At 28.1% G+C, this 24,569-nt stretch carries 25 protein-coding genes and 1 tRNA gene; 21 read left to right on the top strand and 5 right to left on the bottom strand.

Features of this window, described 5'->3' with window-relative positions; all coding sequences use genetic code 11:
• From bhDAH_RS03935 to bhDAH_RS03890, 10 genes are all read left to right on the top strand, one after another.
• Entirely contained in the window at positions 1 to 342 is a 342-nt protein-coding gene (locus bhDAH_RS03935; RefSeq protein ID WP_012422517.1) for a rod-binding protein, read from the top strand.
• 109 nt (positions 343 to 451) lie between these two features.
• Positions 452 to 1,255, top strand: coding sequence for a sigma-70 family RNA polymerase sigma factor (locus bhDAH_RS03930; RefSeq protein WP_012422516.1), 804 nt, complete (start codon positions 452 to 454; stop codon positions 1,253 to 1,255).
• Positions 1,256 to 1,301: 46 nt separating this feature from the next.
• Positions 1,302 to 2,195, top strand: a complete 894-nt coding sequence (locus bhDAH_RS03925; protein ID WP_012422515.1) for a divergent polysaccharide deacetylase family protein — start codon at positions 1,302 to 1,304, stop codon at positions 2,193 to 2,195.
• Positions 2,195 to 3,211 carry a tRNA (adenosine(37)-N6)-threonylcarbamoyltransferase complex transferase subunit TsaD gene (tsaD, locus tag bhDAH_RS03920; RefSeq protein ID WP_012422514.1) on the top strand — a complete coding sequence of 339 codons (1,017 nt, stop codon included), beginning with the start codon at positions 2,195 to 2,197 and terminating at the stop codon, positions 3,209 to 3,211. The genes bhDAH_RS03925 and tsaD overlap by 1 nt, the downstream gene beginning before the upstream one ends.
• Positions 3,208 to 4,002 carry a pyridoxamine kinase gene (locus bhDAH_RS03915; protein WP_012422513.1) on the top strand — a complete coding sequence of 265 codons (795 nt, stop codon included), beginning with the start codon at positions 3,208 to 3,210 and terminating at the stop codon, positions 4,000 to 4,002. Before tsaD ends, bhDAH_RS03915 begins: the two co-directional genes overlap by 4 nt.
• 239 nt (positions 4,003 to 4,241) lie before the next feature.
• Positions 4,242 to 5,330, top strand: coding sequence for an undecaprenyldiphospho-muramoylpentapeptide beta-N-acetylglucosaminyltransferase (murG, locus tag bhDAH_RS03910; protein ID WP_012422512.1), 1,089 nt, complete (start codon positions 4,242 to 4,244; stop codon positions 5,328 to 5,330).
• Complete coding sequence (locus bhDAH_RS03905) at positions 5,320 to 5,808, top strand: CvpA family protein (protein WP_012422511.1); 489 nt, start codon at positions 5,320 to 5,322, stop codon at positions 5,806 to 5,808. Before murG ends, bhDAH_RS03905 begins: the two co-directional genes overlap by 11 nt.
• 14 nt (positions 5,809 to 5,822) lie before the next feature.
• Positions 5,823 to 6,866, top strand: a complete 1,044-nt coding sequence (locus bhDAH_RS03900) for a hypothetical protein (RefSeq protein ID WP_012422510.1) — start codon at positions 5,823 to 5,825, stop codon at positions 6,864 to 6,866.
• Positions 6,866 to 8,026, top strand: a complete 1,161-nt coding sequence (locus bhDAH_RS03895) for a two-component system sensor histidine kinase NtrB (RefSeq protein WP_012422509.1) — start codon at positions 6,866 to 6,868, stop codon at positions 8,024 to 8,026. Before bhDAH_RS03900 ends, bhDAH_RS03895 begins: the two co-directional genes overlap by 1 nt.
• Positions 8,019 to 9,374 carry a sigma-54-dependent transcriptional regulator gene (locus bhDAH_RS03890; RefSeq protein WP_012422508.1) on the top strand — a complete coding sequence of 452 codons (1,356 nt, stop codon included), beginning with the start codon at positions 8,019 to 8,021 and terminating at the stop codon, positions 9,372 to 9,374. Before bhDAH_RS03895 ends, bhDAH_RS03890 begins: the two co-directional genes overlap by 8 nt.
• Positions 9,375 to 9,620: 246 nt before the next feature.
• Here the strand turns inward: bhDAH_RS03890 and bhDAH_RS03885 are convergent, their stop codons facing one another.
• Positions 9,621 to 10,508 (bottom strand): LysM peptidoglycan-binding domain-containing M23 family metallopeptidase, encoded by an 888-nt coding sequence (locus bhDAH_RS03885; protein ID WP_012422507.1) that lies wholly within the window; start codon positions 10,506 to 10,508, stop codon positions 9,621 to 9,623.
• A gap of 109 nt (positions 10,509 to 10,617) precedes the next feature.
• Between bhDAH_RS03885 and bhDAH_RS03880 the strand changes: the two genes are divergently transcribed.
• Both bhDAH_RS03880 and bhDAH_RS03875 read left to right on the top strand, forming a co-directional pair.
• Positions 10,618 to 10,947, top strand: coding sequence for a nucleoside triphosphate pyrophosphohydrolase family protein (locus bhDAH_RS03880; RefSeq protein WP_012422506.1), 330 nt, complete (start codon positions 10,618 to 10,620; stop codon positions 10,945 to 10,947).
• Between the two features lie 33 nt (positions 10,948 to 10,980).
• Positions 10,981 to 11,865 (top strand): DUF368 domain-containing protein, encoded by an 885-nt coding sequence (locus bhDAH_RS03875; protein ID WP_012422593.1) that lies wholly within the window; start codon positions 10,981 to 10,983, stop codon positions 11,863 to 11,865.
• Here the strand turns inward: bhDAH_RS03875 and bhDAH_RS03870 are convergent.
• The 3 genes from bhDAH_RS03870 to bhDAH_RS03860 form a co-directional block, all read right to left on the bottom strand.
• Positions 11,847 to 11,930 (bottom strand) — tRNA-Leu (locus bhDAH_RS03870). The genes bhDAH_RS03875 and bhDAH_RS03870 overlap by 19 nt on opposite strands.
• 59 nt (positions 11,931 to 11,989) lie before the next feature.
• Positions 11,990 to 12,685, bottom strand: a complete 696-nt coding sequence (locus tag bhDAH_RS03865) for a hypothetical protein (protein ID WP_233417552.1) — start codon at positions 12,683 to 12,685, stop codon at positions 11,990 to 11,992.
• A 7-nt stretch (positions 12,686 to 12,692) separates the two neighbouring features.
• Positions 12,693 to 13,283 carry an ATP-dependent Clp protease proteolytic subunit gene (locus bhDAH_RS03860; protein ID WP_012422592.1) on the bottom strand — a complete coding sequence of 197 codons (591 nt, stop codon included), beginning with the start codon at positions 13,281 to 13,283 and terminating at the stop codon, positions 12,693 to 12,695.
• Between the two features lie 217 nt (positions 13,284 to 13,500).
• On the opposite strand from bhDAH_RS03860, the gene bhDAH_RS03855 reads away from it, so the two are divergent.
• From bhDAH_RS03855 to bhDAH_RS03830, 6 genes are all read left to right on the top strand, one after another.
• Entirely contained in the window at positions 13,501 to 14,562 is a 1,062-nt protein-coding gene (locus bhDAH_RS03855) for an NAD(P)/FAD-dependent oxidoreductase (protein ID WP_012422504.1), read from the top strand.
• Between the two features lie 321 nt (positions 14,563 to 14,883).
• Positions 14,884 to 15,843 (top strand): ribonuclease Z, encoded by a 960-nt coding sequence (locus tag bhDAH_RS03850; RefSeq protein WP_012422503.1) that lies wholly within the window; start codon positions 14,884 to 14,886, stop codon positions 15,841 to 15,843.
• A 21-nt stretch (positions 15,844 to 15,864) separates the two neighbouring features.
• Entirely contained in the window at positions 15,865 to 16,791 is a 927-nt protein-coding gene (locus bhDAH_RS03845) for an ABC transporter ATP-binding protein (RefSeq protein ID WP_012422502.1), read from the top strand.
• Positions 16,788 to 17,522 carry an ABC transporter permease gene (locus tag bhDAH_RS03840; protein ID WP_012422501.1) on the top strand — a complete coding sequence of 245 codons (735 nt, stop codon included), beginning with the start codon at positions 16,788 to 16,790 and terminating at the stop codon, positions 17,520 to 17,522. The genes bhDAH_RS03845 and bhDAH_RS03840 overlap by 4 nt, the downstream gene beginning before the upstream one ends.
• A gap of 7 nt (positions 17,523 to 17,529) precedes the next feature.
• A complete protein-coding gene (locus bhDAH_RS03835) occupies positions 17,530 to 19,032 on the top strand; it encodes a GldG family protein (protein ID WP_012422500.1) in 1,503 nt (500 codons plus the stop codon).
• Positions 19,033 to 19,043: 11 nt separating this feature from the next.
• Positions 19,044 to 20,054, top strand: coding sequence for a DUF4340 domain-containing protein (locus bhDAH_RS03830; RefSeq protein ID WP_012422499.1), 1,011 nt, complete (start codon positions 19,044 to 19,046; stop codon positions 20,052 to 20,054).
• A gap of 509 nt (positions 20,055 to 20,563) precedes the next feature.
• On the opposite strand, the gene bhDAH_RS03825 is transcribed toward bhDAH_RS03830, so the two are convergent.
• The gene (locus bhDAH_RS03825) at positions 20,564 to 22,156 is read right to left on the bottom strand and encodes a hypothetical protein (RefSeq protein WP_012422498.1); all 1,593 of its coding nucleotides are present in this window, start codon (positions 22,154 to 22,156) and stop codon (positions 20,564 to 20,566) included.
• Positions 22,157 to 22,263: 107 nt separating this feature from the next.
• Between bhDAH_RS03825 and bhDAH_RS03820 the strand changes: the two genes are divergently transcribed.
• The 3 genes from bhDAH_RS03820 to bhDAH_RS03810 are packed head-to-tail and all read left to right on the top strand — an operon-like array spanning position 22,264 to position 24,550.
• Positions 22,264 to 22,704, top strand: coding sequence for a septum formation initiator family protein (locus bhDAH_RS03820; protein ID WP_012422497.1), 441 nt, complete (start codon positions 22,264 to 22,266; stop codon positions 22,702 to 22,704).
• 47 nt (positions 22,705 to 22,751) lie between these two features.
• Entirely contained in the window at positions 22,752 to 23,699 is a 948-nt protein-coding gene (locus bhDAH_RS03815) for an ABC transporter permease subunit (RefSeq protein ID WP_012422496.1), read from the top strand.
• A complete protein-coding gene (locus bhDAH_RS03810; protein WP_012422495.1) occupies positions 23,699 to 24,550 on the top strand; it encodes an ABC transporter permease subunit in 852 nt (283 codons plus the stop codon). Before bhDAH_RS03815 ends, bhDAH_RS03810 begins: the two co-directional genes overlap by 1 nt.
• Positions 24,551 to 24,569 lie beyond the last annotated feature (19 nt).

Genomic DNA, 24,569 nt, shown 5'->3' with positions numbered 1-24,569 from the left:
ATGATAAACAAAATTAATCTACAAGGTTTAAAAATAAAAAATCAAATAAAACAGGCAAAAACCCTAAAAGACAAAGTAGAGAAAACAAATCAATATCAAAATGATAAAAAACTTTATGAAGCTGCACTAGAATTTGAGGCAATATTTGTAAATCAAATGCTTAAGAGCATGAGGAATTCTTTAAAAAAAGAAAACAATCTAATTAATGGGGGTCAAACAGAAGAACTTTTCGAAGATATGCTCTATTTAGAGAGATCAAAACAAATAGCTAAATCCAAAAGTTTTAGGCTTGCTGATTTAATCTACAACCAAATAGCAAAAGTAAATAACTTTAGAAAATAATTCATATTCAATCGAAATATTAATTATTTTCTAAGTTGGCATGATTTTTGCATCACATCAAAGGGGGGAAGGATGTTGATACACAAATTTAAAAGATGGGAGAAGTATTGTGAATATATTTAGCAATGAAGATTTAAACATATACTTAAAATCCGTAAGAGAACACAGATTGATAACTCACGAAGAAGAAATTGAACTTGCGAAACAAATTAAACTCGGCGATCTGAAAGCCAAAAACAAAATGATAAACGCCAATTTACGTCTTGTCTTAAAAATAATTAAAAGATATGCTGGCAAAGGATTAAAAGTTGAAGACTTAATACAAGAAGGAAATCTAGGTCTAATTAGAGCTGCTGAGAAATACGATCCAAGCAAAAATACCAAATTTTCAACCTACGCTTCATTTTGGATCAAGCAATCGCTTCAAAGAGCATTAAATACCAAAACAAGACTTGTAAAGGTGCCATACAGAAAAGAAAATTTAATACTCCAAATAAATAAATATCTTATGGAAGAAGAAAAATCACCCAAAAAAGAAGATATAATGGAAAGATTCAACTTAACAACTGCTCAATACGTTAAAATCATTCCTTATCTTGAAAAAGAATATTCCCTTGATAAAAAACTTGAAGGTTCAGAAAATTCCACACTCCTAAATCTTTATGAAGACAATTCTTTTAATCCTGAGAGCACTCTTGAACAAAATTCAACATTAAAACATCTAAATCATATATTAGAGACTAAACTAAACGACAAAGAAAGATACATTATAAGAAAAAGATATAACTTAGACAACAATGATAAAAAAAGCACTTTAAAAGATATTTCTAGTGAACTTGGAATCTCTTCAGAAACCGTAAGACAAATTGAAAAAAGAGTACTTAAAAAACTAAGGGAAGAACTTTATCAATAAACATTGACTTAGTGTCAAATTTTGATACAATGAAAAGCTACTGGGCATGAATATTGAGAATGCTTCTATTTTTCTAAAGAAACATAAATTAAAAATCACAATAGCGTTTATTATTGTTACATCTTTTGTATCAATAATTGTACTATTCTCGAGTCTTGTATATATAAAATCAAATGCAAAAAAACTCAATTTAAACTTTAAGGACAGATTAGCAAAAATTAAAAAAAAAGATTTAATTAGAGTACAAAAAAAACGAAAGACCAATAACTTAAAACCTGAATTTTATCTCATAATTGATGATGTTGGCTATGACGAATTTATGTTAGATGAATTCATGAAAATTGACTTAAACATCAACTTCTCAATTATCCCCTTTTTACCAAAATCAATGGATTTTTATAACAAACTAACAAGCAAAAACAAAATTACAATGATTCATTTTCCAATGCAATCGAAATATAAAAATTCAATAGAAAAATTTCACATAAACATCAACGACAATGAATTTGCAATACGAAAAAAAATTGAAAAAACATTTCAAACTTACTCCAATGCAAAGATAATGAATAATCATATGGGAAGTCTTATTACCTCAAATGAGGACATAATGCAAATTATTCTAATTAAACTTAAAGAAGAAAACAGATACTTTTTCGACAGCCTAACTACCCAAGAAAGCATATCTGAGAAAACTGGTAAAAACATTGGGATTTTAGTAGAGCAAAGAGATATATTTCTTGATAACAAAGATAATGAAAAAGCTGTTATTCAAGCACTCAAACGAGCAAAACAGATAGCAAGAACAAAAGGAATTGTCAAAGTAATAGGACATATTTGGTCAAAAAATACTCTTAAAATACTCAAACAGGAATCAGAAAACTTAAAGCAAGAATTTGAATTTAAAAATTTAATAAACCTTTATCAAAGAGAGGAAAATTAATGATAGTGCTTGGAATAGAGAGTTCATGCGATGACTGTTGTGCAGCCATAGTAGAAGATGGTGTTAAGATTTTAAGCAACATTAAGCTTAGTCAAAAAGAACACAAAAAATATTATGGTGTAGTGCCAGAGATTGCCTCAAGACTACACACAGAATTTATCATGTCTGTCTGTCAAAAGGCAATCACAAATGCTCAAATACATGCATCAGAAATTGATTTAATAGCAGTAACATCTAAACCTGGGCTTATTGGTTCCTTAATCGTTGGGATAAATTTTGCTAAAGGTTTATCAATTGCCCTTAAAAAACCCCTAATTTGTATTGATCATATTCTAGGTCATCTTTATGCCCCTTTAATGACTATAAAAATAGAATATCCATTTTTATCTCTAATACTCAGTGGAGGACACACAATACTTGCAAAACAAAATGACTTCGATGACATTGAAATACTTGGACGAACGCTTGACGATGCTTGTGGAGAAGCATTCGACAAGGTAGCAAAACACTATAAAATGGGATTCCCAGGCGGACCCAACATAGAAAAACTAGCTAAATGCGGTAATCAATATGCATTTAATTTTCCAATTACAATTTTTGACAAAAAAGAAAATAGATATGATTTTTCGTATTCAGGACTCAAAACAGCATGCATACATCAACTTGAAAAGTTTAAAGATAAAAATGAAAACATAACAAACAATAATATTGCTGCAAGCTTCCAAAGAGTGGCTTTTGAAAATTTAATTATTCCAATTAAAAGAGCAATAAAGGATACCAATATAAAAAAATTAATAATATCTGGGGGAGTTGCAAGCAATCTTTATTTAAGAGAAAAGATAAAAAATCTTGAAGTAGAAACATACTATCCCCCAATCGATCTTTGCACAGATAATGGAGCAATGATTGCAGGAATTGGCTATCTTATGTATTTGAAATACGGAGCAAGTCCGATTGAAACTGATGCAAATTCAAGAATAGAAAACTATAAATATACAAAAGGAGCAAAACTGTGAAACGAGTATTAGCTATGCATGATATTTCAACTATGGGTCGAACATCACTTACAATGTGCATACCAGTCATATCATCATTCAATATGCAAGTTTGTCCATTTGTAACTGCTGTTCTCTCAGCAACAACAGCTTACAATGAATTTGAAATAATAGATTTAACAAATAACCTAGAAAAGTTTATTTATTCTTGGAAAGATCAAAATGAAAGTTTTGATATATTCTATAGTGGATTTCTTGGAAGCAATAACCAACAAAAAATAATAGAAAATATGTTCAAGCTATTTAAATTTGAAAAAATAATAATTGATCCTGTCTTTGCAGACAATGGCATACTCTACCCTACTTTTGACAAAAAAATAGTAAGTGGATTTAGAAGCCTAATAAAACATGCAGATATCATAACGCCTAATATCACAGAACTGAAAATGCTAGCTAAAACTGAAGATATAAAAAATAAGGATGAAATAATAAAAGCAATATTAAGTCTTGAAATAAATGGAATAATCGTAGTTACAAGTGTAGAAAAGGAAAATCTTATAGGCACTGTTGCTTATAATACAAAAACAAAAGAATATAAAGAGATCTTTTTAGAAAAATTAGAACAAAACTTCGGTGGAACAGGGGATTTATTTGCAAGTCTACTAATAGGATACCTGGAAAAATGGGAGATAGAATATGCTTTAGAAAAAGCAACTAAAGTAATTCATTCAATAATAAAATATTCTATTGAAAACAATACTTCTAAAAAAGAAGGTATTCAAATTGAGCAATTTTTAAAAAATATTTTCTAACCTATTGAAATATAATATTCTCCCTGCTCACAGTGCAAGTAGTAATTTTAAATAAAATATTATTTGATATAAATAGACTTTTGTGCTCTTTATAAATTCAATAAAACTTAAAAGAATCACCTTATATTTAGAAAGTAAAAAATGCACAATATTTGCATTAAAATGCATTCTTAAACTAAAATGTAAAATAGATCAATTGCTACATATATAGAAACTTAAGCAATTATGATAAGAGGTATATGAATACTAAAAAAAGAATATTTTTCACAGGGGGGGGAACAGGGGGGCATGTCTTCCCAGGAATAGCAATAATTTCAAAACTAAAAGAACTTGATACAAATATTGAATTTTTCTGGCTAGGACAAAAAGGCTCAATGGAAGACAACATCATAAAAGAACATGAATACATCAAATTTATTGCAATTCCATCAGGAAAACTTAGAAGATATTTTTCGCTACAAAATTTCACCGATGTTTTTAAGGTCATATTTGGAATAATCAAAAGCTTTTTCATAATAAAAAAGTATAAGCCCCAAATTATATATGCAACTGGCGGTTTTGTATCAAGTCCCCCAATTATTGCGGCAAGCCTACTTAGGGTAAAAAGCATAACCCACGAAATGGATCTTGATCCTGGACTTGCAACAAAAATCAACTCAAAATTCGCAAGCAAAATACATATAAGCTTTAAAGAAAGCACAAAATATTTCAAGAATAAAAATGTTTTATATACAGGATCACCAATAAGAAAAGAATTCTCAAATCCAAATCCAAATATCATAACAGAGTTAACTCAAAATACAAAAAAACCTATAATTAGCATATTTGGAGGCTCTCTTGGAGCAGAAGTTTTAAATAAATTAACACTCAATATCAAAAATAAAATTGATGCATATTTCATCCATCAATGTGGCAAAAATCTAGATGCAACTAGAGAGAATAATTATTTAAGAAGTCAATTTTTTAATGCAGAAGAAATGGCAAGCATAATAAAATTTTCAAATATAATAATAAGCAGAGCAGGAGCAGGGGCTATTAAGGAATTTGCAAGTGCTGGTGCATGTGTAATATTCATTCCATTTGTAAAAGGATCAAGGGGAGATCAAGTCAGAAACACAAAAATATTAGAAGAACAAAATGCATGTTTAAAAATAGATGAAGAAAATTTAAGCGAAAGTCAAATTATAGATATGATAAAAGAAATTCTAACAAATAAAGAAAAGTTCGATATACTAAAAAATAATATAAAAAAATTTCACAATCAAGATTCATCAAACCTAATAGCTAATCTATTGTTAAAAGACTTTGAGGACATAAATGCTAGTTAACGATCCTTTCAAAATAACTGGTATAGTCGACATACTAATAATAATAATTTTTATATCACTAGGACTTAGAGGATTTTTAAGGGGGTTTATCAAAGAAATTGCTGGATTTTTTGAGATTTTTACTTTAATATTTTTACTTTACAACAAAACCAATGATTTTAAAATATTAATATCGCCTATTCTTGATTTATCATATGTTCAAGCACTATTAGTATTCTTTCTAGTAATACACATAGGATTTTTAATATTGCAAGCACTAATTGAATCAATAATAAGTCATCTTAAACTATTATTTTTCAACAGGATGCTCGGACTAATACTTGGGTTATTTGAGGCCTTTGGCATAATTGCAATTGTAGTGTATATAATTTATTCTCAACAGATCTTTAATCCCAACTACTTTTTAGAAGGAAGCAAATTTCTTGAATATCTCAATCCCGGTATAAACTATCTTTTTAAAATATCAAAAACACAGTAAAGAGAATCAAGAACATGGAAAGATTACCTGACATAGCTCAAGAAATAATTAATGAATATGAAAAAGGAAACCTACCAAATGCAATACTTTTTTGGGGAGAGAGATTCTCTTATAAAAAGACAACTGCAATTGCACTTGCAAAAAGAATTTTAAATACAAAAATTTTAACAAACCCAAATCTAATAATTTTTTCAAGCCTTAATATAATCGAGGCAAAGGCATATCTTAATGTAAGCTCAAATGAAGTTATGAGTAAATACCTAGAATATGTTAAAAATATCATTTTTACTAAATACAATTTCAGTAATGATAAAAACTTAAAAAAAATAGAAATAAATATCAATTTTATCAATGATATCTATTACAAAAACGAATATAATGAAACAACTACAAAAGAACTTATTAAAAAAATTGAGGAAATAATTAAAGACATAAGCTTTAACATTACTATTAATGACGTTAGAAAAATTAAATTCTGGGCATTATCAGAGAAGCATAAGATAAAGGTAATTTACATCAATGAAATTGAAAATTTAAACTTTAATGTTTACAATGCACTTCTAAAAATACTAGAAGAACCACCTTTAAATATTTACTTTATTTTAGCTACAAGAAACAAAAATAAAATTCCGAAAACAATTCTCTCAAGACTCAGAGTATATAAATTCAGAAAAGAAAATAGGGATTTTGAGATTGCAAAATTCAAAGCAACCTTTAATAAAAATGATGAACTGACAACAGAAGAATATTTCAACTCATTTTACAGTGAAGAACATACAAAATTAAAAGAAGAAATTAAAAGAATTTTAAATATAATAAAAGAGAAACAGGGCATATTTAATCTTGACACATTTAATTTCCTAAAAGATGATAATACATTTAAATTATTCTTACAAGAACTTACAAGCCAACTAAGGGATGAATTTTTAAGCCAAAATTTAGACATTAACACATATTTGAAAAGATTAGAATATCTAAAACACATCTTAAAATACAGTCCATATAACCAAAATAAAAAATTAATAATCGAAAATTTAATGTTAAATTACGAGGATTAATGAGCAAATTTTTAAAAAAAACTTTGACCAAATTAAATAAATTATCAAGCGATCAAAAGCTTAAGTTTATTCAAGACATCTATAAAAAAATAGAAATATATGACGGTATTTTTGCATCCATTAATGAAGGGATTCTGGTACTTGATAAACTTAATAACATAATTTACCTAAACAAAATGCTATTTCAAATTCTAGCCATAAGTCCTAAATACAAATTAGAAACCCTTAAAGATATTCAAATTCCAACTCTAACAAACCTAATAGAAGAATTAGCAACAAATGAAGATAAAATAATAGGATTTGAGGTACAAGTTTCAACAAACATATATATTAAAATATCATTTATGCCATATGTAATAGATCAAAAACTTGAAGGAAATATTATTTTAATTGAAGATATTAAAGACAAAAAACATAAAGAAGAACTTTTCAGAAGAGCTGAGGCTTTAGCCGCCTTTACAAGACATGCAAGAAATATTGCACATGAGATCAAAAATCCGCTAGGAGCAATTGATATAAATTTACAACTACTCAAAAAGGAACTAGATAGACAAGGTATCAAAAGTATAAAAGCAAATAATTACTTCAAAATAATAAAAGAAGAAATAAATAGAATGGACAAAACTGTAACAGATTTTTTATTAACAGTTAGACCAATAAAAATAATACCAGAAAAGAAAGATATTACTGATATTATAAAAAGCGTCTATAATTTATTAAATCCAGAATTAAGAAATAAAGATATTAAATTCATACTCAACTTAAAAAAAGTAAGTCTTGTATTAATCGATGAGAAACTCATAAGGCAAGTAATAATTAACATAGTAAAAAATGCAGAAGAAGCACTACTTGAATCAAATAAAAAAATAAAAAGAATAGAAATTTCTATCCACGAAAACGAAGAAAAAATATACATTAATATTAAAGATAATGGAAATGGAATAAAAAATGAAACAAAAGATGATATATTCAAGCCTCAATTCAGCACAAAAGAAAGTGGAAGTGGCATAGGACTCACTATTTCTTATAAAATAGTTAAAGAACATGGGGGTGAAATTTTTGTGGAAAGTAAAGAGATGAAAGGAACATCTTTTACAATTACACTTCCAAAATTAAACACAGGTAAAATTCTAATTGAAGGATGTTTAGAGAATGAGTAAGCTACTAGTAGCAGACGATGAGAAAAATATACGAGAAGGGATAGCAACTTATCTTGAAGAAGAAGGTTACTTTGTATTTACTGCTAGTGATGGAGAGGAGGCTCTTGAAACAATTGAAAATGAAAAGATTGACGCTATAATATCTGATCTTAGAATGCCTCAAATATCAGGAGAAGAACTACTTAAAATCGTAAAAGATAAAAATCCAAATATACCCTTTATTATTCTTACAGCTCATGGAACCGTAGATTCAGCAGTTGATGCTATGCGAGAAGGTGCTTATGACTTTTTAACAAAACCCGTTGATCTTGAGAGACTATTACTAATAATAAAGCGGGCCTTAAACGGCAAAAATGACAGAAGGCATGAAAACATATCTCAAGAGAATGTCATAATCCGCAAAGATTTAAACTATTATGAACGCATATTTGGAAGATCGCTTATAATGCAAAAAACTTTAGAACTTGTAAAAAAAATCGCAAAATCAAAAGCATCTGTCCTAATAACTGGAGAGAGCGGAGTTGGAAAAGAAATAATAGCGGATGCCATATTTGACTTATCAAATAGAAATGACAAACCCTTCATTAAGGTCAATTGTGCTGCACTCTCTGAGAGCATACTTGAGAGTGAACTCTTTGGACACGAAAAAGGGGCATTTACAGGTGCAATATCTCAAAAAAAAGGTAGATTTGAATTAGCAGATAAAGGAACGATATTTTTAGACGAAATAGTAGAGATATCACCTGAACTCCAAGTAAAACTACTAAGAGTACTTCAAAATAAAACATTCGAGAGAGTAGGCGGAGAGACTACCATGCAAGTTGACATTAGATTATTAACAGCAACAAATAAAAATATTGAAGAAGAAATTAAAAAAGGAAGATTTAGAGAAGATTTATTTTATAGGCTTAATATAATAAATATCAATATCCCACCCTTAAGAGAGAGAAAAGATGACATACCAAATCTAACAAAAACACTAATTAAAGATGTTGCAAGTGAAAATAATAGAGAAGAAAAAAGCCTCTCTAATGATGCACTAAAAGCCCTTTATGCATATGATTGGCCAGGAAATATTAGAGAGCTTAAAAATGTACTCGAAAGTGCCTTAATATTATCTAAGGGAAAACAAATCGCAAGAGATGATCTACCTCCCAAAATTAGAAATAACACAAACCAAATAGTTAAAATAACACTACCAATAGGTATAAGCTTAAAAGAAGCGGAAAAAGAAATAATTAAGCAAACACTCCTACATTCTAAAAACAATAAAAGCAAATGTGCTGAAATACTTAAAATAGGAAGAAAAACATTACACAATAAAATAATAGAGTATGATATAAGCTAAATCAATAATTATCAATTAACATACAGTATAAAAAGATATGCCGATTATTTTATACTGTATACTTTTTAATATAAAATAAATCAATGACAATATATATGTCAAGCTGAAACAATCTTAAGTAAGAATTTTAAGCAAAGTGTGGCAAAAAAATTATACTCTCATATCTGAACTATTTAAATTATTAAATTGCAATAAATACAACTTAAGATCAAACGCTCACATACTAATAAAAAACTTTTAACTTATCTACTTTAAAATCTTAATAGGATTAATGGGTGCATCTTTTTTCAATATTTCAAAATGCAGATGGGGACCTGTTGAACGGCCAGTTTGACCTACCCTACCAATAATATCCCCTGTTTTTAGAACATCCCCTTTCCTTACAATGTAAGAACTAAGATGCCCATAAAGAGATTTAATACTGTTTTTATGTTCAACCACAACAAAATTGCCATAAATATCATTATAGTCAACTACAACTACAACACCATAAGATGAACAATAAACCAAAGAATTCATTGATGCTGCAAGATCTATACCTGTATGAAAACTTCCCATACCAGTAAAGGGATCTGGTCTAAATCCAAAATCAGAGCTAATAATAAATCTCTTTAAAGGGAAAATAAACTCAGAATTTAAAAAGAAAAGCATTTCTGTACTTGAGAAAAAACTCAACTCTGGTTGCTTCATAGAATCAAAAAAATAAAACTCATAAATCTTATTATTCTTTCTAACCTTTATCTTTTCTGCCTTTGTTAAATCTCTTGTTGCTAAAAGTAAATTATTAAATCTATGTTCCTTGTTATTAAAAATGAAAAGACCTTTTTTACTAGGAATTAAGATATCTTGTCCTGCCCTTAAAAAAGGAGAATCTAGTAAATTAATTGTCGAAATACTAGCTTGCCAACCATTTACCTTATTTGCAATCTTAAAAAAAGTATCACCTTCTTTAACTTTATATGAATAAATAAATAAAGGAACACTTTCTCTCTTATTATATTTAGCAATTTTTGCCCTAAGATCATGAAAAATAGGATCTTTATTGGAAAAATTTTTTATAACAGGGTAAGAACAGACATAATCAAGCTGCAAGAAAAAAAAAACAACTTCTAATAAAAGAGCAAACTTACCCATAAATAAACTCCAATTAATAGATGAGGTTAAATATAATAAAAATTTAAAAAAAAAGAAACAATAAATAAACTTGTAAATAAATAAAAACTGTATTAAACTAATCTTAATTATGGAATTAAACGAATATCAAATAAAGGCTAAACAAACTGCTAAATATAAAAATAAAAAGGAAGAACTAATCTTAACAACGCTTGGGCTTGCTGGAGAGACAGGTGAGGTTGTAGAAAAAATAAAAAAATTGGGTCGTGACAAGGAATACGTACTTGACGATGAATATTTATTGGCAATTAAGAAAGAACTTGGCGATGTCTTATGGTACATTTCAAATTTAAGTAATAATCTTGGAATAACACTTGAAGATGTTGCTATCACAAATCTAGAAAAATTAAAAAAAAGACATGAAAATGGCACAATTAATGGCGAGGGTGATGAAAGATAAAAGACATCAAGCTCCACATCAGTAATTTGGAAAATGATAAGCGTTTATATAAAAGGTTTATTAATTGGTATTGCAAGCATAATACCAGGGGTATCAGGGGGGACGCTAGCCCTAATACTAGGAATTTACTACAAAATAATACATTCATCTGCGAATCTAATAAAACTGAAAAGGGTAAAAGAAAGCATAATTTTTCTTGGAATACTATCACTTGGTATATTAACTTCAGCCACAATACTTGCAAAAATATTTAAAAATTATATCTTAGATGGAGCAACAAGAGAAACGTACTTAAATGCACTTTTTATAGGATTAACCACAGGAAGCATACTAACATTAAAAAAAGAAATAAATATAAAAAGAAATAAATATAAAATTACAAAATATTTTTTGTTTTTAATTGGATTGCTCAGTATACTATTTTTCTTAATGCTAAAAACTTACGACATATCATCAAACATATCAGAATATCAAGATAAAACCTCAATTAAATACTACCTACTGATTGCCAGTTCAGGAATAATAGGTGGTTGTGCAATGATTCTACCAGGCGTCTCAGGTTCACTTATATTGCTAAGTCTTGGAACTTACAAAGAAATTGTCAACATCATTTCACAACTTAATATAACACTATGCACAATATTTGGAATATCCACAATAATGGGAATAGGAATTACAATACTAATAATCAAAAAAACAATAGACAAACATCTTGTTAAATTTCTTTATTTATCGATAGGTCTAATCTTGGGGTCAATCATACAAATGATATTTGTTATAACAAAACTTAATGTACACCCTACTTTAATGCTAAATCTATCCTTAAGTACTCTATTTATTACAGGAATCTATATAAATAAACTGCTTGAGGATAGATTTAGCAATTTTAAAACTCTAAATACCGAAAACCGGACTTGAACCGGTACGGAGTTTCCTCCTCAGGATTTTAAGTCCTGTGTGTCTACCATTTCCACCATTTCGGCATCGCTAGTAATAATATAACAATGAAATAATGATGTCAAGAACTAAATATTTCCAAAACTTATTTTATCACAATACTTTTTGGAAAATTATTTATATAAAAATTATCATATAAATAGCTTAAAATAACATAATCCAAAGAATGAAGAAATATTTGAGCTACAAAATTAGAATAAACCCTATCATCAATGGTGTTAATTATATGCATAGGATTAATTGAATCATAAATTAAACTAAAATAACCATTCCTAATAACTATATCTAACACGCTAAGCTCACGCTTATCTAAAATAAAAAGCAAATTTTCATACCTATGATTTAAATATGTTATCTGCTCATCAACAATAGCAATATCTAAATTATCAGCTATATCTTCATCAAAATTAAAAACAACAATCCCATAATGACGATCTTTAAAGATAAAATCAACAACCACACCTAACCTGTACTCATAAAATCCTTCAATAAAATCCAAGATTTGAATCTTAATCTTTTCTTTAGCAAGAATACCAATAGAAGAGTTATTATTTTGTCTAATAAAATATGCATTTTTAAAACTTGCAAATGAAACCTTGTTATTAATTAGATCCAATTCCTCCTTACTTAAATCCTTAATAAGGACTAAATCAAAATCTGAGAAAAACATATTATAAGCAACATCTACTAATGTATTTAAAGAAATAAAATTTTTTGGAAAACTAGTAACACCAAATTCCAAAATGCTAAAATCCCTCTTAGATAAGCTACAAGATAACATTAAAAAACTAAGAAATAAATTTTTCAAGCTCAAGTCTAGTTGTAACAATCTTAAAGACAAGACCATATTGCATTGCAGATTCACTATCCAACCAAAAATCCCTATCAGTATCCTTTTCAACCTTATTAAGTTCCTGCCCCGTCTCCTTTGCAACAATATCATTAAGTTCACTCTTAACTTTATTAAGTTCATTTGTGTAAATCTCAATATCTGTAGCAACTCCTTTAAAACCACTTAAGGGTTGATGCAATAAATATCTCGCATGAGGCAAAGAAAACCTACTATTTGAATCTGCCGCTAAAAAAATTAAAGCACCAGCACTTGCCACAAGTCCAACTCCAATTGTAAAAACCTTAGGCTTTACAAAGCGTATCATATTAAAAATAGCAAACCCAGCATCAATATCACCACCTTCTGAGTCAATGTAAACAAATATCGGCTTATCGCAATCCGATGCTTCTAAAAATAATATTTTTTCCTGAAATAACTTAGAAGTATCTTTATTAATCTCTCCTGTAATAACTATTGATCTACTCTTTAATGCAAACTCTAATGATTGCTGTATTTCCGTCTGCATCTTCATATCTTTAAAATCCATAAACTTACCTTTTCAACAATTATAATTTGATACATATTATAATTAAAAACAAAAGGTTTTTAAATGTTTACATAAAATAAGACAGACATACTACTAAAAATGGCCAATCTGAAAATTTTAATAACCTAAAAGATCAAATAATGCATGAATGAATTGCTTACTAAAGAGTAATTTTTTAAAATTACAAAGAAACTAAAACCTAACAAAGGAATATCTAATGGAATATGAATTTGCGGTCATTGGTGGTGGTATCGCTGGGAGTACTTTAACTTACGAAATACTTCAAAGAAAAAAAAGCGTAATTCTCTTTGACAATGGAGATTGCAAGGCAACAACCGTAGCAGGAGGGCTTATTAACCCTATTATGGGAAGAAAAATGAATATTGCTTGGAGAGAACCTGAAATTTTCGCATTTGCAATTCAATACTATAAAGAAATGGAAAAAAATATTAGCTGTAATTTCTTAAAAGAAAATCCTATTTTCAGACCATTTACCACAAAAACACAACAAGAAGAACTGATTTTAAAAATGAAAAATGATGAGAATCTAAAAGAATTCATCCTTGCAATAAAAAATGGAAAAGTATACGATTTTTCTAATGACAATGATGGAGGCATATTAATAAAGGGAGCAACAATAAACACAAATTTATATATACAAACCCTTAAGAAATACTTTATAAAATACAACTCATACATAGAAGCAGAAATTAATGAAAATGAAATTAAAGCAAATGACAAATTTTTTACAATAAATGGATTTAAATTCAAAAAATTAATATTGACAAGAGGACATAAAGAAAAAATTACGGGATTCTTTTCATACCTTCCATTCAAACTAGCAAAAGGAGAAATACTCATCATAGAAATTCAAGGATTACATCTTAGAGAAATTTATAATAGACATGTATCATTAATACCTTTACAAGATAATAAATTTTACCTTGGCGGAACTTACGAATGGGAAACCTTAGATACAAGCACAAATGAATGGGCCAAAAAAGAATTGCTAGACAAGCTTAAAAAAATTACAAACCTAAATTACAAAATAATACAACACAAAGCACATATAAGACCCTCTACACTTGACCGAGAACCCTTCCTTGGTGAACATCCAAAACACAAAAACATATTTATATTAAATGGATTTGGAACAAGAGGAATATCAATGGCAGCATATTTATCTAAAAACATTTTAGATTATATTGAACGCAAATCTAATCTTCCAACTTATTACGATATTAAAAGATATGAAAATTTATATAATTCCTTAAGATAGACAAAATATCCTGCATGTCTAATGAAGCTTCTCTAAAACTTTATCTTAATAAATAATTTCCACTTGAAATATTTCTAAATTCACAAAAAAATAATATAATATCCAAGTGTACGAAAAACTAAAATTTAACAATCAAAATAATACTTATTTATCTTTTATCAAGAAAAACACTCTACATAAAATGTCAAGGAGCACATACCATTAAATTAAAAAATTATTTTAAAAAAACACAAAATACCAATATAGATTCCATACTCATTGTCAAAATCAATTTTAAGACGTATTTTTATATATTGCTAACAAAAAAAAGGGAGATTATTTTTGAACTTTAATATCAATATTCTTGGTACAGGAGGAACAAGACCGCTACACAACAGATATTTAACTTCCGTCTTAATAGAATACCATGGAGAAAGCTTCCTCTTTGATTGCGGAGAGGCTACTCAAATGTCCCTTCGGAAACAAAAAATATCATGGCAAAAAATCAAAGTGATTTGTATTACGCATTTACATGCCGATCACATCACAGGTCTACTTGGAATAGTAATGCTGATGGCACAAAGCGGCGATACAAGAAAAGAGCCTCTAACCATTATTGGGCCTATTGGCATCAAAAAATATTTAGACGCAAACATCGAACTTTTGCGAGTACATAAAAATTATGACATAATATACAAAGAAATAATAATCAATAAAACAGAACCTATTTTATATGAAGATAAAAAGAAAAGAATTGAATACATAAAACTCAAGCACTCAATAGAATGTGTTGGGTATTTATTTATAGAAAAAGATAAGCCTGGAAAATTTAATACCCAAAAGGCAGAAAGTTTAAATATACCAAAAGGACCTATTAGAAAAACATTACAGGAAGGACACGAGGTAATACTTAATGGAAAGAAAATATTACCTTCTGAAATACTAGGCGAGTCTCAAAAAGGACTAAAGTTTGCATATATTACAGATACAGCCTACTTTGAAGAATTAAGTACACACATCAAAAACTTTAATCTAGTAATTATTGAGAGTACATTCAAGAATGACTTAAAAGATGAGGCTAAAAAAAAATTGCACTTAACAGCAAAATTAGCAGCAAAAATTACAAAAAAAGCAAATGTATATCAAACAGGACTAATCCATTTTAGTGAAAGATATACACTAAATAAAGATTTATGCGAGTTATTAGATGAAGCACAACAAGAATATCCAAATGGAGAAATATTTTTAACAAAAGATGGCATGAGACTTAAAGCAAATAAAGACAAATTTATTATAAAATAATAGTATCTAAGGAGATAGCATATGATAAATGTAAAAAATATCACTAAGACATATGGTTCATTTACAGCTCTCTTTAATGTTAGTTTCAAAGTTAACGAAGGAGAAGTGCTTGGAATACTAGGCCCAAATGGAGCAGGAAAATCAACCTTAATCAAAATTCTAACATCATTTCACTACCCAAACAAAGGCAATGTAAAAATTTTTGGAAAAGATATTATAGAAAATTCAAAAGAAATATTGCAAAATGTAGGATACATACCTGAAAAACTGGCTCTTTATCCCGAACTATCTGTTAAGGAATATTTAAATTTTATATCAGAAATCAAAGGAGTTGAAAATCCAAAAAAAGAAATAGATAAGGCAATAGGTATTTTTAAACTTGAAAGTGTCAAAAATAAACTAATATCTACACTATCAAAAGGCTTTAAGCAAAGAGTAGGAATAGCTGGTGCTTTAATCAATAATCCCAAACTTATAATACTTGATGAACCTACAAATGGGCTTGATCCAAATCAAATTATAGAATTTAAAGAATTTTTAAAAGAACTTGCAAAAACTAGCACAATACTGTTCTCCTCTCACATTTTAAGCGAAGTCGAATCAATTTGTAAAAGAATAATTATTATTAATAATGGAGAGATTATCGCTGATGATACCAAGGAAAATATAGTTAAAAACAGACTTAAAGAAACTGAGCTAGATCTCATCATTTACAAAGATTCTGGTATAACAAAAGAACATTTTAGTAGCAATGATATATTTACCTCAATTAAAGTAGAAGAATATGAACAGGAAATCAATGTTTCATTAAGGCTTGCACCTGATAAAACTGAGAAAGAACTTTTTAATTATGTTATAAGTAAAGGAATGATACTAAAAGCAATGATTCCAAAACATGAAAGCTTAGAAAAAATATTTAGCAAACTAACAAAGGAGAGAAAACAATGAAAATAGATCTAAGACAATCCTTAGCCTTGTCAAAAAAAGAATTAAAAGTTTTATTTGGCACACTAACTGCATACGTTGTAATGTTATTTTTCCTAATATTTGTAAATTTTTCTTTTATTTTCTTATCAGGATTTTTCATTAAAGACAATGCCTCATTAATGTCTTACTTCTCATCAATGCCTATCATTTTAATGTTAGTGCTCCCGGCTCTTAGTATGGGAGTATTCTCAGAAGAGCATAAAACAGGAAGCATTGAATTACTTTATGCACTGCCAATAAGTCCACAAGAAATAGTGCTTGGCAAATTTATTACACTTAAGATATTTACATTAATACTTTTCACTCTCACACTACCACTTACAATAATGACAATTTTTATGGGTGAATTTGACCTTGGCATAATATTCCTTCAATATTTAGGAATAATCCTTTATTCTTGCTCAGTTCTTAGCATGGGAGTATTTATATCATCTATTACTAAAAGCCAAATAGTATCTTATATACTAAGTGTATTTATTTTAATCATAATAGTATTTTCAGGGAAGTTAGTAATGATATTTGGCAAAGATAATATATTTGGCCAAATACTCAACTTTATCTCAATCACTAATCATTTTAGTTACTTTAACATGGGAATATTAAACTTAGCAGACCTTATCTACTTTATTACATTTGCAGTCACATTCTTAATGTTAAGTTCATATAGCATAAGATTAAAAAAATGGAGATAATTATTTTATGAAAAACAAACATAAAGAGATTCTAAATTTAACTTTAAATCTTACAATAATATTTCTGCTCTTTTGCAACATATCTATTTTGGTTTTTAAAATAGATTTTACTAAAAACAAAGCTTTTACAATTTCTAAAGTTACAAAAGATTTGTTTTCAAATGCAAATGAAAAGATATATGTTACTTACTATAACTCTGCAAGTCTTGGCAATTATTTTGCATTCCCAGACCAAATAAAAAACTTCCTAACAAGTTTTGCCGATTCCTCAAGCGGAAAAGTAATTTATAGAGAAATAGATGCTGACAAATTAACCACTCCTTTAGAACAAATTGGAATTCCAGCCCAACAAATCGATCTAAGAGAGATCAATCAGCTTTCAATACTCAAAATATATTCAGGAATTGAAATAATTTATGAAAGCAAACGCGAAGTACTCCCAATAGTAACAGAAATTAGCAACTTAGAATATGATCTTGCAAGCAGCCTCGATAAGTTAATAAATAATACAAAAAAAGTATTAGGAGTTGCATTTGGAGATGCCAAATTAAAAGCAACACACAAAAATTTTATAGAAATAATGCAGAAAGCTTTCAAAACCGAAGTTAAAGAAATAAATCTCAGTAATGAGCAACTAAAAGATATAAATGGATTATTTATAATTGGCTCTAAAGAAATAAATGAGGAAATTCTGAAAAAAATTGATGAGTTTATTATCAATAATGGAAAAGTATTACTTGCTACAAGCAAAATTGATTATGATCCTCAAAGCCCATACACCACAACTCCCATTAAATCTGCACTTTTTAATCTAATTGAAAGCTACGGCATCAAATATAATGAAAATATTATACTGGATAAAAGAGCACCAAGTCTTTTCCTAGGGGGCAACTTTCAAACTTACTACCCATGGATCTTGATCGATAAAAGTAATATCATAGATCCCAATAATCCCTTACTTAAAAATTTCTATGATGCCATAATTCCTTGGACTAGTTCATTAGATCTCATAGAAGCTAAAGATGGTGGTGAAATAAAATATTTACCCCTATTTGCAAGCTCTAGAGAATCTTGGCAGGTTAATGATGAAGAAGTTGCAAGCATAGCAATGCATTCATTTAACGTTCCAAAAACCTTTAATAAAGAAGATAAACAAAAAATTCTTGGATATTCAGTTGAAGGACAAATTAAAAGTTTGTTTAATGATAAAAAATCTGAAAATTCAAAAATAATTTTACTAGGCTCAAGCATGTTATTTAGTGATTATATGTATAATGGTTCACCTTCAAACTTTGAACTCGCCGGACGAATTTCAGATTACTTGATGCAAAAAGAAGCGTTTTTTAGCATCAAATCAAGAGAAGTACGTTCAAAACTAAAATTTATAAATTCGTCAAAAGAAATGTTAAATGCAAAATTTTCGTTAATACTCATAAATTTAATCATACTGCCTATAGCAATAATAATATTTGGACTTAGCAGATTTACCAAAAAAAGAAGAATCAACTAAAAGGAGAGTTTATGGACAATAAAAAAATATTGATAGGAATGAAAGAAAACATAAAAATAATAATAATTGTAATATTAACATCCACATTTTTGTTAGGAATAATATTCTCCAATCAAAATCAAGTTACAAAACTTTTAGAAGAAAAATTTTTTGCAATCGACTTCAATCAAACTGCAAAAATCGAGACAGAACTTGACGGAACAATCATAAAATCGGGAAAAGGTTGGGAACTTCAATATAACGACATAAAGCTTCCAATTGATGAACAAAGGGTCAATTCCATGATTCAAGATATAGAAAAACTTCAAAAAAATAAACTTGTAAGCAGAGATCCAAAAAAACATAAAGAACTAGGAATAAAGGAAAGTCCTGATTTTAAATTATTTGACGATAAAAATAATTTGTTAACAGAAATTTTTATTGGAAACTCAGGAGAAGGAGATTCAAGATTATCTTATATAAAGGGCAGTGATGCTAATGTCTATTTAACAAATAACATCTTCCTATCCTACAAAGGTAATTCTTACAATACATTTGCAAATACTAAACTTTTTAAAGAAAAAGACGCAAAAATAGAACGTTTATCTTTCAAAGTACTAAATAAACCAAAAAAAACTGAAGAAGACATCATACAAAATGATTATAATGTATCTATTCAAGATGGTCTTTACTTTTTCAATAAAGAAGTACTACGCAAAGAAAGACTCTTACAAATGATCCAAGAATTCACAACAGATGGACTTGAAATAGATAAAACTAAAATCAATGATTATAATCTCCAATATAATATTGAAATAGAATGGAATAACAAAAGTGTTAATAATATTGATGTTTACTTCAATAAAGACGAAAAAAATAGAGATATCCTAATGAAGAGAGATAATGATGTATATTACTACACTACTAACAAGTGGTCTTTTTTTGATATATTCAATTTAGAGAAAAAGATAAAAACAAAAGATAATGATTCTAACGAAGATCATTTAAAAGACGACACTGATCATCATGATCACCAACATTAACATGTCGATATATGCGATATAAAACAAAAATAGAAAAACAAAAATACAAAAGAGATATTAAAAAAAGATAAAAATGTAGAATATAGAGTATCCTGCTCTTGGGCAGGATATTGTAATATACAACCAAACTAACAAGATCATCACTTAATTCAAAATTGACTTTAATTTTTTTTATAAAAAAACTATGACTTAAAAAAGACGGTTCCAATTTACCAGTCAATTTATAAATCGAATCATCTTTTGATTTATAAACTAACATCCCATTAACCGATGAGAGTAAATAATACGAGTTAACCAAATCATTATCAAATAAAGTTTTATCGAAATAATTTTCTAGATCTAAATCCTTAAAAAAATTTATATTATATGATTTTACATCATCTACTAAATCATCAAGATCAAAATCAATCTGATTTAAAAACTCATTAATAAAATAAAAAAAAGTTAAAAATAAAAATAAAACTGAAGCAACAAAAAATAAAAAATAATATCTAATTAAATAGATAGCCCTACTCTCTTACCAGTAAACGCTTAATTTTTTGCAAAATCTCATATTCTTTTTTAATTTTAAAACTATTACCCTTAGGGCTAGAATCAAGATCGCCCTCTAATCTACTAATAAACCTAACTAATACAGCCCGTTCTTCACAACTCAATTTAATCTTACTTAAATACTCATTATCATTAAACTTATTTATTATGGTCTCAACATCAGCAAAACTAAAATCAGAAGTATCATTATCATCTCGAATCTCTTGCTCCTTTGAAGTATATGAATCCAACCCTTCATCCTGCCCCAACTTCTCTTCTAAATCACTTATATCAGTATCATAAAGATTCTTCTCTTCAAAATCTTTAATACAACCTTGCAAGTCCATACAATTCAAATCTGCCTTTAATACATCTTCAAAATTATCAAGCTTTTTTAAACCAGAAGAAACATTATCAATTTCCTGTTTTTGTTTCAAAACACTACTATCAATACCATCATTTACTTCATGTAAAAGTACATCACCACTCAAATTTACATCTACATTATCAATTTCATGAGCAATAATATCATTAACATCACTTAATTCTTCATTCCCTTCCTTAAATTCTTCCCTATTTAAATCCTCTAAGTTTTCAGCTGAATATTCAATTTCACTCAAACCATCATCTAAAGGATGCTCATGCCCTCTTAAATCATCTTGCTCATAAGATGAAATATTTTCTTCCTGTACACTCTCTACATTAAAGGAAGCTTCATTAAGGACAAAATCACCTGAATGAACATTATTTTCAATCTCCAAATCAACACCAAGGGAACTCTTACCTACTATAGGCTCTCTTAAAACTTTATCATCTCCATCTAAGTTTATCATCAAATCTTGACCCTTACTACCATCACCATTAACAATATTAGCTGCACCAAAAGAAGACTTACCCAATAAATCATTATCCTGGGATGTAATCAAATCAACACCTAAAGGTTCTCTATCTTCTTTGTTAGACAACGCATCAACAACATTATGCATATTATTCTCTGCTTGCGCAGATAAATTATGCTCTATACCCAAACCATTAAGCTCATTTTTAGGAGCGTCTTCAAAAGAGATGCCTACATCAGAATCATTTTCCAAATTATTGTTACTACTAAAGCTTTTCTTGTCATCCCTTGAAATTTCATTAAGTCCTTCAAGCAAAGCATCTAACTCTTCTTGATCAAGTGAAATATTTGGCAAATTATTTTCTTTTCTTACTAATTCACCAAACTCATTATCTTTAACATTAGCTTCACTCTGAGAGCTCATAAGATTCATTGATTTCAAATTAGGATTATCAAATTCCTCAAGAAAGTTCAAATTACGTCCAAGTATTTCATCTTCAACCCTTGAAATACGACCCTCAACCTTTCTCAAATAATTAACTAACTCACCATGTCTTTGAGCTAAAGAATAATCAAGTTTTAATAATTTCTCATCTAAAAGATCTTTAATCTCATCAGAACGCAGGGAAACAATTTTGCCATCAACTGAATGCTGTAAAAACACACTATCCATATCGAAATCAACTTCACTAGGACCTGCCTTAATAAAAAAAGAATTTTTATGATTTGTCATATTAAAAGTTATTCTCCAAATCTACTTAAATAAAGGTTACAAACACCCATAGTCAACGACTATATACTTGTAAATATAATATATTAAAGATATAATTACAAGGTAATATGTTTTTAATCAAAAAAATTATGTTATCTATTTACACAGGAGTAATAAGTTATTTCATAATAACACCAATCTTTGGGGAAACAGGAATTGTTAACTATAAAAAATTAAATAGTAATTTAATTTTAATGAAAGAGCATACTGAAAAGTTAAAAAACATACAGAAAACTTTAAAAACAAAGTATATTAACTTGCAAATATCTAAGCCAGCAATCTTAAGAGAAGCAAGTAAGCTAGGATATTATCCTAAAAATTCCACAATTATAAAAAGTCTTGATAAAAATGAAAACTACTACCAAGGTAATATTTTAAATATAAAACATAGTTTAGAAAATAAAAACATAGATAAAAATTTTTACTTAATATCAATAGTAATTTCACTGATTTCTTATTTCTTATTAAGTTATTTCGACAAAATAAAAACTCTCCATAAAGGAAGATAAAGGGAGATAGAGTTACAGCTACATTTATTCTAAAGAATATATTATATATGTTGCTTAATGCTATTATATCAACATTTTTTTGCATATCATTAATAAATATATTTTCAAATGATAATTCAAATATCCCATTTATACAAAAAAATATATTTAGAGACTATTTAGAATACATTGGAATACTTAAAAGCATTGAAAGCTATAAGTTAACATACGATTTTGACCCAAATGTACCCTTAGATAATGATCATTTCGCTAAACATATTGAAGGCAGCTTATACATAGTTTACAAAACACAGTATAAAGGGCTAATATGGGGAACACCTCACAACTCCCCGCTTACAAAAGGCAAATCACCAATGAGTGTAATTTTTAACAAAATGAAAAACACATTAAAAATATCAATCCCAGGCGCTGTACTCTCTTATGCGGCAGCCATTCTTCTTATTCTCATTTGGACTTTATTTGTAAATAATAAAATTTTAAATAATATTTTAGAATACATAATGTTATTCTTGCACTCACTGCCAAGAAATCTAACCGTAATACTAATAACTTCTCTACTTTACTACCTAAAAATAAATCCGAAAAATTTAATAATAGGTGGATTTGCATGGTTTTTTTCATTTTTCATATTTAATGCTGTCATTTTTAAACAATCTCTAGATAAAAATTTATCTGAATTTTATATAATAACCGCAAAATCAAGGGGAGTTAAAAATTTTAAAATAATAACACTCCATGCATTAATTCCCTCTCTAGTTCCATTAATTACCCAGCTTAGACCTACTCTTGCAACAGCTTTTTTTGGTGCGTCTTTTATTGAGATAATGTTTGGAATTGATGGAATTGGAGCTTTAACAATTAATGCAATCAAGCATAATGATTATATTCTCTATAAAGACTTACTATTTATTGGTGTATTTATTAGGCTCATACCAAATTTAATAACGGATGTTTTAACACATAATATTAATCCTTATAAGGATGTAATAGAATAATGTATAAACTTAAAAAATTATGCATTATATCATTAGGAATATTCATTTTATTTTTAATAATAATTCCTGAATTAATTAATGAAAATTCAAAATTCGCAATATACAAAAAAGACCCAAATAAAACATACATCCAGACAATAAACAAACTACCTCAAACACCAACAGCCACAAATCCTCTAGGAACGGATAAAATGGGCAGAGATATACTGGCAAGATTAATAATTGCCACTAGAAATTCTATTTTACTTGCATTTAGTTATGCAGCAATTTCTGCAATAATTGGAATCTTTATAGGAATAATAATAGGAAGTTTAAAATTTAAAACCTGTTTGATAATCTCAAAACCAATAGAAGCACTACAAACAATACCATTTTCTTACATATTAATGCTAATTTTTTACTACTTTGCAAAACAAGAAAATTATAATATATTGAAGGTTGCATTTACTTTAGCCTTAATACATGGATGGATCAAATTTTCGTTCATAGCAAGAAATAATACACTACTAATTAAAAACCTTGATTACGTGAAAGCAAGCAAGACTATGGGCGCAAGTCAATTTAGAATAATTATATACCACATATTTCCAGAAGTTTTCTCATCAATATCATCAATAATTCCCCTACAAATATCAAAAAGTCTGACTACTTTTGAAGTAATAAATTTCTTACAACAAAAAGATAAAAGCTACTATCCAAGCCTTGGGGAACTTTTAGGATACATCGAAATGGGAAGAGAATACGCTTGGATATGGGCATATCCTTTAATGATACTACTCATCATTAACATTATACTAACATTCATAAGTTCAAAACTTAAAAAACACATGAAATATTTCATTTCATCATGAAACTACATTTAAACTACAA

The sequence above is a fragment of the Borrelia hermsii DAH genome (assembly GCF_023035675.1).
Lineage (GTDB): Bacteria > Spirochaetota > Spirochaetia > Borreliales > Borreliaceae > Borrelia > Borrelia hermsii.
Note: the sequence above shows the minus strand (reverse complement) of the source record. Positions and strands in the feature narration are given on the sequence as shown.

What these genes read in the sequence shown, in the direction of transcription:
- bhDAH_RS03935 (WP_012422517.1), top strand. Translation starts at nt 1, where the DNA reads ATGATAAACAAAATTAATCTACAAGGTTTAAAAATAAAAAATCAAATA.
- bhDAH_RS03925 (WP_012422515.1), top strand. Translation starts at nt 1,302, where the DNA reads ATGAATATTGAGAATGCTTCTATTTTTCTAAAGAAACATAAATTAAAA.
- tsaD (WP_012422514.1), top strand. Translation starts at nt 2,195, where the DNA reads ATGATAGTGCTTGGAATAGAGAGTTCATGCGATGACTGTTGTGCAGCC.
- murG (WP_012422512.1), top strand. Translation starts at nt 4,242, where the DNA reads ATGAATACTAAAAAAAGAATATTTTTCACAGGGGGGGGAACAGGGGGG.
- bhDAH_RS03905 (WP_012422511.1), top strand. Translation starts at nt 5,320, where the DNA reads ATGCTAGTTAACGATCCTTTCAAAATAACTGGTATAGTCGACATACTA.
- bhDAH_RS03900 (WP_012422510.1), top strand. Translation starts at nt 5,823, where the DNA reads ATGGAAAGATTACCTGACATAGCTCAAGAAATAATTAATGAATATGAA.
- bhDAH_RS03895 (WP_012422509.1), top strand. Translation starts at nt 6,866, where the DNA reads ATGAGCAAATTTTTAAAAAAAACTTTGACCAAATTAAATAAATTATCA.
- bhDAH_RS03890 (WP_012422508.1), top strand. Translation starts at nt 8,019, where the DNA reads ATGAGTAAGCTACTAGTAGCAGACGATGAGAAAAATATACGAGAAGGG.
- bhDAH_RS03885 (WP_012422507.1), bottom strand. Translation starts at nt 10,508, where the DNA reads ATGGGTAAGTTTGCTCTTTTATTAGAAGTTGTTTTTTTTTTCTTGCAG.
- bhDAH_RS03880 (WP_012422506.1), top strand. Translation starts at nt 10,618, where the DNA reads ATGGAATTAAACGAATATCAAATAAAGGCTAAACAAACTGCTAAATAT.
- bhDAH_RS03875 (WP_012422593.1), top strand. Translation starts at nt 10,981, where the DNA reads ATGATAAGCGTTTATATAAAAGGTTTATTAATTGGTATTGCAAGCATA.
- bhDAH_RS03865 (WP_233417552.1), bottom strand. Translation starts at nt 12,685, where the DNA reads ATGTTATCTTGTAGCTTATCTAAGAGGGATTTTAGCATTTTGGAATTT.
- bhDAH_RS03860 (WP_012422592.1), bottom strand. Translation starts at nt 13,283, where the DNA reads ATGGATTTTAAAGATATGAAGATGCAGACGGAAATACAGCAATCATTA.
- bhDAH_RS03855 (WP_012422504.1), top strand. Translation starts at nt 13,501, where the DNA reads ATGGAATATGAATTTGCGGTCATTGGTGGTGGTATCGCTGGGAGTACT.
- bhDAH_RS03845 (WP_012422502.1), top strand. Translation starts at nt 15,865, where the DNA reads ATGATAAATGTAAAAAATATCACTAAGACATATGGTTCATTTACAGCT.
- bhDAH_RS03840 (WP_012422501.1), top strand. Translation starts at nt 16,788, where the DNA reads ATGAAAATAGATCTAAGACAATCCTTAGCCTTGTCAAAAAAAGAATTA.
- bhDAH_RS03835 (WP_012422500.1), top strand. Translation starts at nt 17,530, where the DNA reads ATGAAAAACAAACATAAAGAGATTCTAAATTTAACTTTAAATCTTACA.
- bhDAH_RS03830 (WP_012422499.1), top strand. Translation starts at nt 19,044, where the DNA reads ATGGACAATAAAAAAATATTGATAGGAATGAAAGAAAACATAAAAATA.
- bhDAH_RS03825 (WP_012422498.1), bottom strand. Translation starts at nt 22,156, where the DNA reads ATGACAAATCATAAAAATTCTTTTTTTATTAAGGCAGGTCCTAGTGAA.
- bhDAH_RS03820 (WP_012422497.1), top strand. Translation starts at nt 22,264, where the DNA reads ATGTTTTTAATCAAAAAAATTATGTTATCTATTTACACAGGAGTAATA.
- bhDAH_RS03815 (WP_012422496.1), top strand. Translation starts at nt 22,752, where the DNA reads ATGTTGCTTAATGCTATTATATCAACATTTTTTTGCATATCATTAATA.
- bhDAH_RS03810 (WP_012422495.1), top strand. Translation starts at nt 23,699, where the DNA reads ATGTATAAACTTAAAAAATTATGCATTATATCATTAGGAATATTCATT.